The 16,239-nt window shown below is 38.7% G+C and carries 11 protein-coding genes and 1 pseudogene; 3 read left to right on the forward strand and 9 right to left on the reverse strand.

The genetic code is table 11. From position 1 onward, the window contains the following. Positions 1–2 precede the first annotated feature (2 nt). The 5 genes from H8700_RS09715 to H8700_RS09735 all read right to left on the reverse strand — a co-directional run bounded on the left by H8700_RS09715 (position 3) and on the right by H8700_RS09735 (position 4,928). Positions 3–743 (reverse strand): recombinase family protein, encoded by a 741-nt coding sequence (locus tag H8700_RS09715; RefSeq protein WP_022141878.1) that lies wholly within the window; start codon positions 741–743, stop codon positions 3–5. Further along, positions 736–1,716 carry a recombinase family protein gene (locus H8700_RS09720; RefSeq protein ID WP_249305419.1) on the reverse strand — a complete coding sequence of 327 codons (981 nt, stop codon included), beginning with the start codon at positions 1,714–1,716 and terminating at the stop codon, positions 736–738. The genes H8700_RS09715 and H8700_RS09720 overlap by 8 nt, the downstream gene beginning before the upstream one ends. 49 nt (positions 1,717–1,765) lie before the next feature. Then, entirely contained in the window at positions 1,766–2,686 is a 921-nt protein-coding gene (locus H8700_RS09725) for an alpha/beta hydrolase (protein WP_249305421.1), read from the reverse strand. 178 nt (positions 2,687–2,864) lie between these two features. Beyond that, the gene (locus H8700_RS09730) at positions 2,865–3,530 is read right to left on the reverse strand and encodes a DUF6320 domain-containing protein (protein ID WP_249305423.1); all 666 of its coding nucleotides are present in this window, start codon (positions 3,528–3,530) and stop codon (positions 2,865–2,867) included. Between the two features lie 27 nt (positions 3,531–3,557). Continuing rightward, positions 3,558–4,928 (reverse strand): condensation domain-containing protein, encoded by a 1,371-nt coding sequence (locus H8700_RS09735; protein WP_249305425.1) that lies wholly within the window; start codon positions 4,926–4,928, stop codon positions 3,558–3,560. A 271-nt stretch (positions 4,929–5,199) separates the two neighbouring features. On the opposite strand from H8700_RS09735, the pseudogene H8700_RS09740 reads away from it, so the two are divergent. Continuing rightward, a pseudogene (locus tag H8700_RS09740) lies at positions 5,200–5,973 on the forward strand (peptidoglycan-binding domain-containing protein); the annotation flags it as partial. Positions 5,974–6,183: 210 nt separating this feature from the next. On the opposite strand, the gene H8700_RS09745 reads toward H8700_RS09740, so the two are convergent. Both H8700_RS09745 and H8700_RS09750 read right to left on the reverse strand, forming a co-directional pair. Further along, positions 6,184–6,699, reverse strand: coding sequence for an Ltp family lipoprotein (locus H8700_RS09745; RefSeq protein ID WP_249305427.1), 516 nt, complete (start codon positions 6,697–6,699; stop codon positions 6,184–6,186). Between the two features lie 357 nt (positions 6,700–7,056). Continuing rightward, positions 7,057–8,328 carry a M18 family aminopeptidase gene (locus H8700_RS09750; RefSeq protein ID WP_249305428.1) on the reverse strand — a complete coding sequence of 424 codons (1,272 nt, stop codon included), beginning with the start codon at positions 8,326–8,328 and terminating at the stop codon, positions 7,057–7,059. 606 nt (positions 8,329–8,934) lie between these two features. On the opposite strand from H8700_RS09750, the gene H8700_RS09755 reads away from it, so the two are divergent. Beyond that, on the forward strand, positions 8,935–10,506 hold the full coding sequence (locus H8700_RS09755) for a Ppx/GppA phosphatase family protein (protein ID WP_249305430.1): 1,572 nt from the start codon (positions 8,935–8,937) through the stop codon (positions 10,504–10,506). 82 nt (positions 10,507–10,588) lie between these two features. Then, positions 10,589–12,811, forward strand: a complete 2,223-nt coding sequence (locus tag H8700_RS09760; RefSeq protein WP_249305433.1) for an RNA degradosome polyphosphate kinase — start codon at positions 10,589–10,591, stop codon at positions 12,809–12,811. Between the two features lie 181 nt (positions 12,812–12,992). Here H8700_RS09760 and lon read toward each other — a convergent pair whose 3' ends face one another. Both lon and H8700_RS09770 read right to left on the reverse strand, forming a co-directional pair. Continuing rightward, entirely contained in the window at positions 12,993–15,281 is a 2,289-nt protein-coding gene (gene lon / locus H8700_RS09765; RefSeq protein WP_249305435.1) for an endopeptidase La, read from the reverse strand. A 241-nt stretch (positions 15,282–15,522) separates the two neighbouring features. Continuing rightward, positions 15,523–16,170 (reverse strand): ECF transporter S component, encoded by a 648-nt coding sequence (locus H8700_RS09770; RefSeq protein WP_249305437.1) that lies wholly within the window; start codon positions 16,168–16,170, stop codon positions 15,523–15,525. Positions 16,171–16,239: the final 69 nt, after the last annotated feature.

A 16,239-nucleotide genomic window follows, 5' to 3' on the forward strand; every position in this document is an offset into this window, starting at 1 on the left:
TTTCAAATTCCCTGCTTTATGATCTTTCGTATGACAGCATCATTCCAATGAGTAAGAAAGTGTTTCTGACAGATCATATGCTTTGTCTTTTCATACTCTGACGGCGTCGATACCCGGTGTCTATAAAGCCAGCTTACGATCTGTGTGCTGCGATAACCTCGTACCGACAAAAAGCAGATAATAAAACGTATGATGATTGTTTCGTTTGCAACTAATATTCTCTTTTGCCGGTACGATACGATCGTATAGCCATATCTTGCATGACTTCCCAGAAAAGAACCTTCCTTTTTCTGCTCTGCTTTTACAAGACTTACTTTTCCGGCAATATCTTTTCGATACCATTCATTGAAAAAGTTTTTCAATGCATAGGTTCCAAAATAGCAGTCGTACCGGTCACTGTCATAACGGTCTGCTATTGCAACCAGACGGATCTGATGCCCCGGAAAAAAGCGTTCCATATATTCTCCAACTTGCAAATAGTCTCTTCCCATACGCGAAAGATCCCTGACTAAAAGACAGTTGATCTTTCCATTTTGACAATCCCTGATCAGTTGCTGCCATGCCGGTCTGAAAAAATCTTTTCCTGAATACCCTTCATCGACATAGACCTGATATGCCGTTTCTTTGGGCATCTCTTTTATAATCCAGCTTTTACAACACTGAATCTGGCTTTGGATCGAGCCTTCTTTTCTTTTTAAATGTCTAACAGATATTCTGGCATAAATGGCTGTTTTTTTATACATCGAACTCTCCTCGTTTTGAGATTGGCTGTTGTACCTGCCAATAGATATCCTCTGAAATGATCCCAAGTTCTTCTTTCTTTTGCTCGATCCATTGTTCCTTTGGAAGCAGCATCCGGTCGGCTAATTTATAATTGATCTTTTTACTCTTTCCCTGTTGCAAATATCCGGCATACATTTTATTATGAAGGATTCTTCGTACAGCAGTCGGTGACCACAAAAGAATCTCTTTTTGGGCAAAATCGGTATAAAACGCTTCCTGCCGTAATTGTTTGTAGCGGTAGGGAGATGGAACAGCTAATTGGTTCAGGTAATTGGCAATCTTTTCAGCCGAATGTCTCTGTATCCGCCATTCAAAGATTTTACGAATCATCATGGCTGCCTGTGGATCAATTTCTAACACATTGTGATCCTTTTCATTTTTTTGATAGCCATAAACACAAAAAGCACCTGTATAGGCACCTTCTTTCCTTTTACTTTCCTGTCCTAAACGGACTTTTTGGGAAATATCCTGACAATAACCATCATTTAAGATATTTAAGATCGGCAGATATAAGTTTCTCTCCCAAAAGTCCACCTGTATGCTGTCATATCGTTCACTAATCGCAATAAAACGAATCCGGTTTTGCGGGAAAAAGTGCTGTATATAATATCCGGTCTGTATATAATCCCTGCCAAACCGGGAAAGATCTTTAACAAGGACACAATTGATCCGTCCCTGCCTGATCGCACAAAGCATTTGCTCAAATCCTTCCCTGTCAAACCGGATCCCGCTGATACCATCATCGATCCATTCCCGTACCAGACAAATATCTGCTTCTTTTTTCAGATACGAACGAATAACCTTTCTTTGGCTGTCTATACTGTCACTTTCTCTTTCTTTTCCATCTTCTCTGGAAACACGCAGATATGCTCCTGCTCTCCAGAGCTTTTTTTCTTCTTTATTCTGTAACAGATCGTTATAACAAACAGGCATGCGAATCCAAACCTTTTTTGTTATAACTATATGACTCGACCGCTTGGAACTATTCTTTGATTCTTTCAATAAATTCCTTTACTTCCTCCCATGCTTTCTTTGCTTCCGGCAGGAACGGATTTGCCATTTGAAATTCATGAAACATTCCATCATATACCGTACAGTCCACTTTACAACCGGCTTCTTTTGCTTTTACTACGGCATCTAGCGTATCACTTAGTAACATCTCAATACTGCCAACCTGAAAAAGCATTCTCGGAAACTCTTTGAAACTGTCAAAAACCGGTGAAATATAAGGATCACGCGGATCATGACCGGCATAATATTCTCCCGAATAGATCATGCTTTCTTTCGTATTGCCAAACAGCGGATCTTTTGTGTAATTTTCTTCATAAGAGCTGCCGGATGCTGTCAAGTCCGTCCAAGGTGACATCAAAACAGCATTAGCAGGCACTGATTTTCCATGATCCCGCAAATAGGCACACAGAGCAAGACAAAGGCCGCCACCTGCGGAGTCTCCTGCAAGAATGATCTGACTGCTGTCATAACCAAGACTTTCGAGTAAATGATATACAGCAACCGCATCATGCAACGCTGCCGGATAAGGATGTCTTGGTGCCACACGGTAATCTAAACTATATACTTTCATGCCATTTCGCATATCTGCATATTCCTTTGCATAATTACGGTATGCATTTTTCATTCTGCCAATATAACCGCCGCCATGCATTTGTAAAACGACCATATTGCTCTGTATTTTTGGCGGTGTCAGAATTTCCACATAACACTTCTTTACCTGTATCCGCAAAAAAGAGTATCCTTCGGGACAATGCCATTGTGGTTCTTTGACTTTTTTACGCAATGTACCATCCTTGATCTTTGGTCCGATCAAATGTTCTGACGTTGCCATTTGAATACATTTTCGAAGCATTTTAGCCTGTAAACTGATTTCTTTGTTCTTTTTATCCATATTACTCCATTTTTATATCATGCACTCTCAATATCTTCTCGAAACGAATCCTTTCGGCTGGATTTCCGGTATCATAACTCTAAAATTTCTCTCGAAATTCTTTGTTCAAAAGATTCCAAGAGTACATGATCAATTATTAGTGATTCATTGTACGAAAAACTCGGTCAGACAAAGCCGGTCAGATAAAGAATCGTCTGCGCAATTCATTTTTGGCTTTCCGGTAGCCAATCGTAAAACAAAATGAAAAGATCAATGCAGATATTCCAAATGCAACCCATATCAGTACAATTCCTTTGGTTACACCGGTCAATAATAAAACCAATAAAACAATGCTGACAAGCAATGCAAATAATTGTACTAAAAGATAACTTTGCCAGTTTTGGAAATTCGCAAGCATACAAACAACTAAGATTCCATCCAGCAATAAAACCATACAGGGAAGACCATAGCTTACAGACCATCCGCCTGCTCCTGTCACATAATCCAATGCCAGCAAAAGAACAATCGCACCTGCTGCCTGTACAAAGATCTTTCGTATATGCCCATTTCTGCGATTAAAGGAATAGCACATGGTAAAAATAATATAAGCAAAGCAAATTCCTGTGATCACAGACCAGTGCGAATGCTGGTATGTATAATAATTAATGATACAACATGCGATCTCTAATACAATCAAAAAATAGCTAAAGATTGTCACCAGTCTTTTCCATCCTCTTGTTTTATTCCAAACATCCGGATAGACTCTCTGGTTTTTCTCTGTCCCCTGTGTCAACACATGATCACATAAAGGACAGACTTCTGTATTATCTATAATATCAATATTACACCTTTTACAATGATTCATTTTATTCTCCATTCTTATTTTTATTGCTTACTCCAGATTGGTCTCGACCGCTACTTTGATCCCGTCTTTTGCCAGTGTCCTAAAAAAGCACCGCTCAACCGACAGATCTTTTAATGCAGAGGTAAAAGTAAAGCTTAACACATCCTGATAACTGCATACAGCCCCTTTCATGATCTGACCGGCTGATCTTGAGATCATCGCCGTAAAATGTGCAATATATTTTTGATATTTTTCATCAATTGCGATCTTTCCTAAATTTGTGATTGTTGATGTGCTTGCGCGGGCCGATGAGATATAAACTAATCGCATGGCGATCGCTTTGATAAAGATTGGCACCGAACGAAGTAAGATATTTTTCTGGTTCGATACATTATAAGAAAAAATCTCTTCCAAATGCTCTTTGTTGATCTGGCTTCGCAGGCTTTCTTTTACAATTCTGACCACTTCATCTAACGTCATATTTTCCTGTTCCGGCAAAAAGGACGCACTGACCATTGCAAAAAAATTTCTTGTCGTCATCGAATCAAAATAAGGACGCAGATTGACAGGAATGCATATCACGATCGGTCTTTTTGCCGGCTGTCCATGCAGATACTCCATATAAATACTATAAGTAAAAACGGCTGTCAGATATTCATTCACGCTTGCATCATACTTTTTGCAAACCTCTTTGATCTGATTGCGATCCATAAACCCATGGATCACAGAAAGCTCACCTCCGCTGGTCTTTTCCCCTTTCAGATGAATTGCCTTCTGCGTCCGGTAGCTTTTCTTATGGCTTTTTCTAAAGTTTTTCAAATAACTGTCTTCTGTGTTCAACGAAGTATCATCCGAGAAATATTCTTCCCGGTCATTGGAAATCTCTTTGTGGATCAAACGCAGATATTGGTATGTGATCTCTCTTAAAAAGTTCATGCCACCCATTCCATCTGCCAGCACATGAAAAACTTCCAGATTGATCCGCTTCTTATAATATGTCACGCGAAACAGATAGTTGTTGTTCTCATATGGCTCTATATAACGGCATGGATAATCATTTTCCCGGTATACCGTTGGTGCAGGCTTTGTATTTGTTTCAAAATAATACCAAAAGATACCTTTTCGCATCCGAACACGAAATGTATCAAAACGTTCTAATACTTTATCTAATGCAAGTTGCAAAACCGCCCCCTGTATTTCTTCTTTTAAAGTAACGGAAATACGATATACATTTGTCATATTCTGCGTTGCGATCGCCGGGAAAAGATTTGCTGTATTATCCAGTTTTTCCCATTCTATTGTATGATTTCTTCTTTTTTTGGATGTTTTCTTTTCTGTTTCAATCTCTTTCTTTTTCTTCTCTTTTTTCAAAATGTTATGTTCCTCGCTTTCAACTAAAATGAAAACAGTTTTAGTCATCTGCTTTCCTATACAGAATTTATAAATGATAAAATCTTTAAGCTCCATTTTTGCCAAATGAGCAATATCCGGATTTCAAAGTCATTTTTATATTTTATTGTAACAGAAGCATTCTTTAAAATCTACTCCTGTTCTTTTTGATACAAAATAGCATCTATTCTTCCCGGAAACATTGTATATATTTTTTCAAAAATCAGAATCATTCTCTTTCTTGTCCTATATCTTCCTTATCCTATAAAAAAGATTCTTATATATCTTTCATACAGCATCCCCCGAATATGTAATTGTACATGACGGACCGCCTTCCGATAACAGAGCACAGAATTATTATGTAAAATACAAAGATTATATTAAAAATGTAGCATCAAGCGAGATCTACGCAACATGGCCGCAGGAAACGTTGTATGCCAATATCCTTGCTATTCAGTCTATCACATTAAACCGTGTTTATACCGAATGGTATCGCAATAAAGGAAAAGATTTCACGATCACGTCTTCTACAGCATATGACCAGAAATGGATGGCAGGGCGTAACATTTTTGATAATATTTCGGCTGCTGTGGATACGATCTTTGCCAATTACATTGCCCGTCCAAATGTCACGCAGCCGCTTTTTACGCAATATTGTGATGGCAAACGTGTTTCCTGCCCAAAATGGATGCGGCAATGGGAATCAAAAACATTAGGGGACAATGGATATAATGCTTTAGAAATCTTGCAAAGCTTCTATGGTGACAATATTTATATTGATTCTTCCGAAGAAATATCCGGTGTTCCGGCATCCTGGCCCGGCGCTGACCTGACAATCGGAAGTACCGGAAGCAAGGTGCGCCAGATGCAGGAACAGCTTAACACAATCTCCAATGCTTACCCGCTGATTCCAAAGATCAATGCAGACGGTATCTATGGTGAACAAACTGCCGATGCGGTCAAAGTCTTCCAAAAAGTGTTTAAACTGCCACAGACAGGTGTCGTAGATTATCCAACATGGTATAAGATTTCTGAAATCTTCGTTGGTGTCAGTCGCATCGCAGAACTTGCCTGATGATATCATAATTGCTATCTTTTTCTCTAGACCATTTTAATAAATCTTACCATCTATATTGACATTTTCTGTATGTTCAACTATTCTGAAAACAATCGGAAAATCCATGTACTCCACAGGGGGTAGGTGCATTTTCCGACACACCAAAGGAAGCGATACCCTGCCCCCATTCCGGGCGGGGTCATCGCTTCCTTTATTTTTTTATACAATTTACTTATATGCTTTATTTACTCCATATTGTGCCTGGCTTCGCGTATATCCTTCATAGATCAATTGATTCAGCAATCCACTTCTTGAAAATGAACTGCTTCTTAAATATGCCTTTGCACTCTTAACTGCCTGCTTTTTCCAGTTTGCTCCACACTTTTTTACTCCATATGCTGCTTCTTTGCTTGTATAACCTTCATACTTAAGCTGTTTGATCAGTCCTTTTTTTGAAAAAGAACCGGAACGCAGATATGCTTTTGCACCTTTGACTGCCTGCTTTTTCCATGACGCTCCACAATGATTCACAGCATATTTGGCTTCTTTGCCCGTATAGCCTTCAAACTTTAACTGCTTGATGAGTCCTTTTTTAGAAAATGCACCAGAAAGCAGATAAAGCTTTGCTGTCCTTGCTGCATTCTGTTCACCATAACTTGCTGCACTTGCACTGATTGGTTCCATCAATAATAAAGAGCATAATAACATAACAATCGCTACAGAAAAAAATCTTCTCGTTTTCATAATAAAAATCCTCCTACACTTTTCTTCGTATCTTTCCGTTTGCCAATAACATTTTTTACAAAATTAATATCTTCCCCCTTTTTTATAGTGTATGTACTCTCGGTATCTTCTCAAAACGAATTCTTTGGGTCGGATTTCCGATACACTGCTTCCATTTCCTTAAAATACTTTTCATTCCCCCTTCGATTTCATCTAATCGTATTATAAAAAAAGAGGTGTCCAATAAAAACACCTCGCAATTCGAATTTTTGTTCGTTTTTTTAATAATAAAAGATGGCACAAAAAATAAAAATACAGTACCCTCATACACCTGTATTTATTTTGATCAGATACATCAATGCGATCACACAGACCTCTTTACATCTGAAAAAAACGCGTAAACAACTCAATTCCGCTATCTAAGTCCCATCTTCCTGCTGTCTCGACAGCCGAATGCATGGCAAGCTGTGCAAAACCGATATCCACCGATGGAATGGATACATGTGCTGTTGAAATATTACCAAGCGTAGAGCCTCCTGCCAGATCGGAACGATTTAAGAATGTCTGGTAAGGAATGTTATTATCTTTACAAAGTTTGATAAAGAAAGCACTCGAATAGCCATCTGTTGTATATTTCTGTGCACCATGATATTTTAAGACAATTCCCCGATTCATCTTAGGGCGGTTTGTCAGATCACATTTTTCCGGATGGTTTGGATGAAGTGCATGTGCATTATCTGCTGAGAGCAGCAGACTATTGCTATATATACAATATCGCTCCTGTGCATCCAGTCCAAGTGCCATACAAAGCCGTTCTAACGTAACTTCTAAAAAGTCAGAATCCGCTCCCTGCTTTGTACCGCTTCCGACTTCTTCATTATCAAAAAATGCACAAAGCGCGATCTTATCCTGTGGCATGGCTCCTAAAATCCCCTGTAACGCTGCATAAGCACATTGCAAGTCGTCAAGACGAGGAGACAGGATCCATTCTTTGCCTGCTCCAAGAATCGTCCCACTCTGTCTGACATATAAGAAAAGCTCATCCGAAAGAATCTGCTCTTTTTGGATACCCAGCTCCTTTGCAATAAGATCATATAAAGTCATATCCTCTTCCTGTGTCAAAATCGGTAACAGATCCACCTGTGGATTGTAGTTATATCCCTGATTGATCTCGCGATTCATATGGATTGCAAGGTTTGGAATGACTAAAAGATTCCTCTTTATATGCAACAATTCGGATACGATCTTTCCGTCTTCTTCGTAAAAGACACGCCCTGCGATCGATAACGGACGGTCAAACCAGCTTGACATAATCATGCCGCCATACTTTTCTACATTTAATTTTACATATGCTTTTTCAACGGTAATTTCAGGATTTGCCTTGATCTTAAAAGAAGGGGAATCGGTATGGCTTGCGATCAGATGAAAGCCATCCGCCTTTTTATCCGGTATCCGAAAGCAGATCATAGAAGAATCATTTCTTGTCACAAAATAACTCTGCTTCTTCTTAATCTCCCATGTTTCTCCTTCTTTTAATTCTAAGAAACCATTTGCTAAAAGTGTTTTCTTCATATAGTCTACTGTCTGAAAAGAAACAGGACTTTCCTCTATCATTCGAAAAAGACCATCGGTCCAATCTTTTTTCTCCATATTTTTCCTCTTTTCTTTGAAAACTTTTACGAGTTATTACTTCATAAATTCGCAACACAGAAGAGCTTGCTTTTCTGTGCAGAATTTATGAACGACAAAATCATCAGGCACGAAGTGCGACAAGCATGCAATGCTTGGATTTTGGAGTTATTACTTCATGAATTCGCAACACAGAAGAGCTTGCTTTTCTGTGCAGAATTTATGAACGACAAAATCATCAAGCACGAAGTGCGACAAGCATGCAATGCTTGGATTTTGGAGTTATTACTTCATGAATTCTATTCAAATTTACAAATGAACTCTTACCACCATTTCTAACAATATATCGGTATCTTGATCTATTCTCTTTTACGGAATAGACAATTGTTCATAAAGAAGTGTTTTATTTAGCAAAGTGCCAGCTTTGCACATATTTATTTTACACATAGAAAGAATTTTATACAATATCTATTTTATATAAAACCTTTTTTCAAACTATGTATAATAGAATCATATTTTATGTAAAATACAGGTAAATATCTATCTATTTGCACAAATCGACTGGTTTTTTTATGCAAAATGACGTAAAATCATAAATATAAAAAAGTACAAGAAATGAGGAATACTATGACATATACAACTTTTGCAGCGATTGATATAGGATCACATGAGACAACACTCAAAATATATGAAATTTCCAAAAAGAATGGCATCCGTCTTTTAGATCATGTACATCATACTTCCAGACTCGGCTATGAAACATATTCGACACAGCATATCAGCTATCACTCGATTGAAAAATTATGTACGATTTTAAACGGCTTTTCAGAAAAAATGAAAGAATATGCGGTTGTAGATTATATGATCATTGCGACAAGTGCTTTAAGAGAAGCCGATAACAATCTGATCGTATTAGACCAGATCAAACAGCGTACCGGCTTTAAGATCAAGATATTAAGCAATTCCGAGCAACGTTATCTTTGCTATAAAGCAATCGCCTTTAGTAAAAATACCTTCCACAAATTGATCCAGAAAGGAACGCTTCTTGTGGATGTCGGTGGTGGAAGTATTCAGTTATCTCTTTTTGATCAAAATGCATTGATCTCCACGCAAAATATTCTGCTAGGATCCCTGCGTATCCATGAATATCTTGAAGATTTAAAGAATACAACCGACAACTACCGCAATCTGATCTATGAATATATCGCGCATGACCTTCATGCTTTTAACAAGATCTTCTTAAAGAATGTAAAAGTTAAAAATATCATTGCAGTAGGAAATCAGCTGGATTCTTTTATCAAATATTTAACGACACACAACTTTGGAAACACTTCTCCGTTTGATGCTAAAGGAAACAAAAACGATTCTGTCAATCGTGAAGAATACGAAACGTTTTATCAATCCATTTCTGCTAAATCACCCGAATCATTAAGCAAAGAGATTAATATCAGCTTAGAAAAAGCTTCTCTTTTGCTGCCAACGGCTATGATCTATCATAATATTTTTGAAGAGACAAACGCAGAACAGATGTGGCTTTCCAATATTACGATCTGTGACGGTATGGCTGCAGACTTTGCAGAACGCAAAACAAGGATTCTGCCGGCACATAGTTTTGCGGATGATATTTTATCCGCTTCCCGTAAGATTGCAGAACGCTATGACTGTGCGACCAGACACACACGCTATATCGAAAATATTGCATTAAAAATCTTTGATGCAGTCAAAAAACAAAACAATCTTACCAAACAGGACCGGCTGTTACTACAAATTGCATCAATCCTGCATACCTGTGGTGCTTTTATCAACCTGAATGACGTTGGTGAAAATTCCTACAAGATTGTTACTTCTACAGAGATCATCGGAATTTCACACAAACAGCGTATGATGGTTGCAAATATCATCCGGTATTATACCAGTCATGTACCACATTATGTCAATATGACCGATGCATTTGAAAAAGAAGAATATATTACCATGGTGAAACTAAATGCAATCCTGCGACTCGCAGATGCAATGGATAAAAGCCACCGACAGAAATTCAAAAAAATCACGGTATTACATCGTAATAACACGTTGTATGTCACAGGATATACCTTATATGATATTGCACTTGAACAGGGAACCTTTTGTGCCTGTGGTTCTTTCTTTGAAGAAGTCTTTGGTATCCATCCTATCTTGAAGCAAAAGAAAAAGTTTTAATCTTCTTAACCGGCAACCATAACATACTTTGCAAATCTGTGCGTGCCAGTATCAGGATCTGTACGCAGAAATGAGGACGATTATGAGTGAAAAATCAAAATATAATAAACCACAATATTTTTACAACCGCGAACTAAGCTGGATTCTTTTTAACTATCGTGTTTTGGAAGAAGCGAAAGACAAAACACTGCCTTTACTGGATCGTTTTAAATTTTTGAGTATCACAGCTTCCAATCTTGATGAATTTTTTATGATCCGTGTCGCCTCTTTAAAAGACATGGTTCAGGTAAACTATACCAAGAAAGATATTGCCGGGATGACACCGGGCGAACAGCTTGAAGCGATCAATGAAAAAACGCATGCTTTAGTCAAAGACCAGTATGATACTTATAATAAAATGCTGCTTCCGGCTTTGAAAAAAGAACATATCACGATCATTGACCATCATGAAGACTTGTCTTTAGAACAGGAACAATATGTTGATCAGTATTTCCGTTCTGAGGTCTATCCGGTTCTGACACCAATGGCAGTGGATTCGTCACGTCCGTTTCCATTGATCCGCAATAAATCATTAAACATTGGTGCATTGCTCAAAACAACACATGAAACTTCGGAGGAAAATCCGAAAAAATTCCGTGATCTGTATATGTCACATAACGGAAAGAAAAAGAAAAAAAATGATGATATTGATTTTGCAACAGTTCAGGTTCCATCTGTTCTGCCACGTTATGTAGAAATCCCCTCAAATAAGGAAGGGGAAAAAACATTTATCCTGCTTGAACAGATTATTGAGAAAAACATTGACAAACTTTTTATGAACTATGAAATTCTTTCGGTTTTTCCATATCGTGTCATGAGAAATGCTGACCTGACGATTGAAGAAGATGATGCGGCCGATCTGTTGATCGAAATTGAAAAGCAGTTAAAGAAAAGACAATGGGGCGAAGCGATCCGTCTGGAAGTAGAAGCCGATATTGATGAAAAACTTTTACAGACATTAAAGACAGAACTTCATATCAAAGAATCCGATATCTTTAAGATTCACGGACCATTGGATCTGACGTTTCTTATGAAGTTTTCTTCTCTTCCTGAATACGACCATTTACGAAGCAAACCTTACACACCACAGCCGGCAAAATGGCTTCATGGTGATGAGCATATCTTTGACCAGATCAAAGAACATGATATTCTGTTACATCATCCATATGAAACATTTGATCCTGTCGTTGACTTTGTCAGACAGGCAGCAAAAGATCCCGATGTACTTGCGATCAAACAGACTCTTTATCGTGTCAGCAGTCACTCTCCGATCATCGCATCTTTGGCACAGGCAGCCGAGAATGGCAAACAGGTTACGGTATTAGTCGAATTAAAAGCACGTTTTGACGAAGAAAATAATATCATCTGGGCAAGAAAGCTTGAGCAGGCAGGCTGTCATGTTATCTATGGCCTTGTTGGTTTAAAGACACATAGTAAGATCACTTTAGTTGTCCGTAAAGAAGAAGACGGTATCCGTCGTTACGTTCATCTTGGTACCGGTAACTACAATGACAGTACCGCTAAGCTGTATACCGACATGGGACTTTTGACACAGCAAAAAGCGATCGGTGAAGACGCTACTGCTGTCTTTAATATGCTTTCCGGTTATTCAGAACCGGCTGTCTGGAACAAGTTGATCGTAGCTCCGATCTGGCTTCGCGATCGCTTTATCCAGTTGATCAAACGAGAACGTGACTTTGCAAAAACAGGGAAGAAAGCATTCATTCAGGCAAAAATGAATTCCCTTTGCGATGCAGGTATCATTGCAGCCCTTTATGAAGCTTCTGCTGCCGGAGTAAAGATCGACTTAGTAGTCCGTGGTATCTGCTGCTTAAAGACCGGCATACCGGGTATCAGTGATAATATCACGGTCCGTTCGATCGTAGGCGATTTCTTAGAGCATAGCCGTATCTTTTATTTCCATAATAACGGATTTGAAGAGGTTTACATGGGAAGCGCTGACTGGATGCCTCGAAACTTAGATAAACGTGTGGAGATCCTTTTCCCTGTAGAAGATGTTTCTTTAAAAGAAGAAGTGATACACATAATGGATATCCTGCTTCGTGATAATAAAAAAGCAAGAGAGATGCAAGCAGATGGTACCTACAAGCGTGTAGCACGTCGTGGAAAAGAACCTCTGTCTGCTCAGGAATATTTCTGCGAGGAAGCACTTGCCAACACCAAAAGAAAGCAGCATGCACCACACTCTGCCAGAAAATTCGAACCATTAACCCCACCGGAAGAAAATGATGATTTTCTTTCTTAATAAATGATAACGCAGATGCATCCAAACAGCATATAAAATAATTATATAGAATTAAGCAGATAGTATGTCTGTATTAAATCAGCATAAATAAAAAGTCAGAATGCATTCTAACGGAAACCCCTTTCACTAATCTGCTGTGAATAAGATATTGTATCCGTTATGAAGCACTCTGACTTTTTTATTATTTCATCACAACTCCCATGCTCTCTTTTGCAACTTGTGCGATTGTTTCAACCGGAATGATCGATAATTTACCTGTGATTTCTTCCGGTACTTCCTTTAAATCTTCTTCATTCTTTTTCGGAATCAGAACCGTTGTAATACCGGCTCTTTGTGCTGCCATCAGCTTTTCAGGAAGACCTCCGATCGGAAGTACCTCACCACGAAGCGATACTTCTCCGGTCATTGCTAATTTTTTCTTAACCGGCTTTTTAAGAACCAGCGAAGCCAATGCCGTAAAGAGTGTCACACCGGCAGACGGACCATCCTTTGGCGTAGCGCCCTCCGGTACATGAATGTGCACATCCTTTTTGTCAAACGCAAAACCACTATCGGCAAAGTGTGATTTTACAAGTGTATAAGCAATTTCTGCAGACTCTTTCATCACATCGCCTAATTGTCCTGTGATCTGAATCTTTCCACTGCCCTCTGTCTGTACACTTTCGATAAACAGGATCTCACCACCTACCTGTGTCCATGCAAGACCGGTGGCCACACCCGGTATCTGCTTCTTTAATGCTTCATCATGACTTGCTTTTTTGTTTCCAAGGATTTCCTGCAGATCTTTTTCTTTGATTGAAATCTTTTCTGATTCTTTTTCTAATATTTGTATTGCACTATAGCGGCAGATCTTATCTAACTGCTTCTTTAAGCCACGCACACCTGCTTCCATCGTATAATTGGCAATGATCTTTTTTAATGCTCCCTGCGTGATCGTCACTTGTCCCTTTTGTAAGCCAGCATCCTCGATTGCTTTCGGAAGCAGATATTTCCGCCCGATATGGTATTTTTCCATTGGTGTATAGCCGGACAAAGAGATTACTTCCATACGGTCAAGCAACGGACGTGGAATTCCATCTAACGTATTAGCTGTGCATAAGAAAAAAACCTGAGACAGATCATATGGTACATTCAGATAATGATCCATAAAAGTATGATTCTGTTCCGGATCAAGCACTTCAAGCAATGCACTGGATGGATCCGAACGATAATCTTTGGCTAACTTATCAATCTCGTCTAATACGACTACCGGATTACTGACACCGGAACGCTTGATTCCTTCCATAATTCTGCCGGGCATTGCTCCGACATACGTTCTTCGATGTCCTCTGATCTCTGCTTCATCATGAACACCGCCTAAGCTGATCCGCACATATTCACGTCCCAGTGCATGAGCAATACTTTGTCCCATGCTGGTCTTGCCGGTACCGGGAGCACCGACAAAAAGCAGAATAGAACCTGCCTGCTTTCCTTTCAGGGAATTGACGGCAATCTGCTCTAAAATACGCTCTTTTACTTTTTCCAATCCAAAATGATCACGGTCTAAGATTTTTCTTGCTTTCGCAATATCGACGTTTTCCTGTTTGGATGCTTTCCATGATAAAGATGTCATAAAGTCCAGATAGTCGTACAAAGTTCCATATTCACTACCATGACCGCCTTCCATTTTCATTCTTTTTAAGACACGGTTCGCTTCTTTTTTTGCTTCCTGCGGCATATCGGACTGTGCAATCTTTTGTTCAAACTTTTCTTCATCCGAAGATGAATCACCTTCTAAGCCCTGCAATTCTTTTTCTAAATATTTTAACTGCTTTTTAATCGCCATGACTTTATAGGAATCTTCCTGCTCCTTTGACATTTTATCTTCTATGTCACGCTTAACGCTGCTACTTCCTACCAGACGCTTAATCCCCTCTAAGATCAGCTCATAACGTTCTTTTAAAGAATCTGACGATAAGATTGTAAAACGCTCTTTGGAATCAATATCCAGATAAGATCCCATATTAGTGGCTGCTTCATTCAGACTCTTCCAGCGACGTATCAGTCCTCGAAGCATCGGAGCACCCGGATATCCTTTGATCACTTCTTCCGCATAATGTTTAAATGCGTCAAAATAATCTTTTTCTTCTTTCTCGCTGATATCAGGTATATCCTGAAGCACCTCATAACCGGCATCCACTCTGCCTTCTGAAAAAGTAAGTGCCGTGATCTTAACACGTTCTTTTGTATCCACTGCAAAAAGCTGTGTACCTTCATTATTAGTAAATGTGCTGGCAGTAGCCAAAATACCTACATCATAAAAATCTTCTGCTGCTAATGTACTGCGTGATTTCTGTGTTTTGATCGGTACGATAATAAATTCATCTTCCTCTTTTATATTTTCAATTTCCTGTTCCGAAAAAACTTCCTCCTGTACATTGATCTGGATATTCGATAGGATCAATGTATCATATACCGGTATTACTAACATAGGAACCTCCCTTTCTTACCAATGTACTCTCGGAATTTTCTGAAAAAAAAAACGAGAATACATACCATAGCAGTCAACTCTATTTTTGTTAGCACTTCATCTTCACGAGTGCTAACAGCTTTGTATAATCAAAGCGCAAACAAAAATGTCTGCGCTTATCTATTGCACTTTTTATATGATGCATTCTAGCACCGGCTTTTCTTTTTGTCAAGTATCCTGCTCTTCGCCGGTTCGAAGCATCCTACTCTTCGCCGGTTCGAAGAATCGGAGCAAGAGGCACATACAGGATCCATGCCAATACCACACAGATCAGCCCTTTTAATAAAGTAAACGGTACATTAAATACCACCAATGCCTGTAAAATATTCTTTACACCCGGAAAGATTGCCTGATATGCCTGCAAGATCAAATCTTTTGACATAAAGTTATAATAGATCGGATATACAAAAAAATAATTCGATACAATACTTAATAATGCCATTGCAACGGATCCGGTCAAAGATGCAATGATCGCACCTTTTTTATTCTTCATCTTTTGATAGATCATACCTGCCGGAACAACAAAAGCACATCCCAAAATGAAATTAGAGATCTCACCGACAAATACGGTATTTGTTGCGAAAGAATGTAATACATTCTTTACCAGACAAATTGTCACACCACAAAACGGACCATATACAAATGTTCCAAACAAAGCCGGCAGATCTGAAATATCTAACTTGATAAAGCCCGGCATAAACGGTACAGGAATCTCCATATACATCAGAATAACTGCAATTGCAGATAACATTGCTGTTGTTGTCAGGCGTTTTACATTCCCTTTTCCTGATGTGTGATTGATTTTTTTTGTTACATGAACGGTTTTCATTGTCTTTCCTACTGTTGCCATTTTTCCTCTTCCTTTCTGTATACAGAAAATCCTTTGGAACGTTCTTTTTGTATTTGAATTTCTGAAAAC

Origin of the sequence: Jutongia hominis, assembly GCF_014384965.1 — a bacterium.
GTDB classification, from domain to species: domain Bacteria; phylum Bacillota; class Clostridia; order Lachnospirales; family Lachnospiraceae; genus Butyribacter; species Butyribacter hominis.

Coding starts and splice junctions, on each gene's coding strand:
- H8700_RS09735 (WP_249305425.1), bottom strand. CDS start 4,928: ATGACTAAAACTGTTTTCATTTTAGTTGAAAGCGAGGAACATAACATT.
- H8700_RS09760 (WP_249305433.1), top strand. CDS start 10,589: ATGAGTGAAAAATCAAAATATAATAAACCACAATATTTTTACAACCGC.
- H8700_RS09730 (WP_249305423.1), bottom strand. CDS start 3,530: ATGAATCATTGTAAAAGGTGTAATATTGATATTATAGATAATACAGAA.
- H8700_RS09715 (WP_022141878.1), bottom strand. CDS start 743: ATGTATAAAAAAACAGCCATTTATGCCAGAATATCTGTTAGACATTTA.
- H8700_RS09770 (WP_249305437.1), bottom strand. CDS start 16,170: ATGGCAACAGTAGGAAAGACAATGAAAACCGTTCATGTAACAAAAAAA.
- lon (WP_249305435.1), bottom strand. CDS start 15,281: ATGTTAGTAATACCGGTATATGATACATTGATCCTATCGAATATCCAG.
- H8700_RS09745 (WP_249305427.1), bottom strand. CDS start 6,699: ATGAAAACGAGAAGATTTTTTTCTGTAGCGATTGTTATGTTATTATGC.
- H8700_RS09720 (WP_249305419.1), bottom strand. CDS start 1,716: ATGCCTGTTTGTTATAACGATCTGTTACAGAATAAAGAAGAAAAAAAG.
- H8700_RS09725 (WP_249305421.1), bottom strand. CDS start 2,686: ATGGATAAAAAGAACAAAGAAATCAGTTTACAGGCTAAAATGCTTCGA.
- H8700_RS09755 (WP_249305430.1), top strand. CDS start 8,935: ATGACATATACAACTTTTGCAGCGATTGATATAGGATCACATGAGACA.
- H8700_RS09750 (WP_249305428.1), bottom strand. CDS start 8,328: ATGGAGAAAAAAGATTGGACCGATGGTCTTTTTCGAATGATAGAGGAA.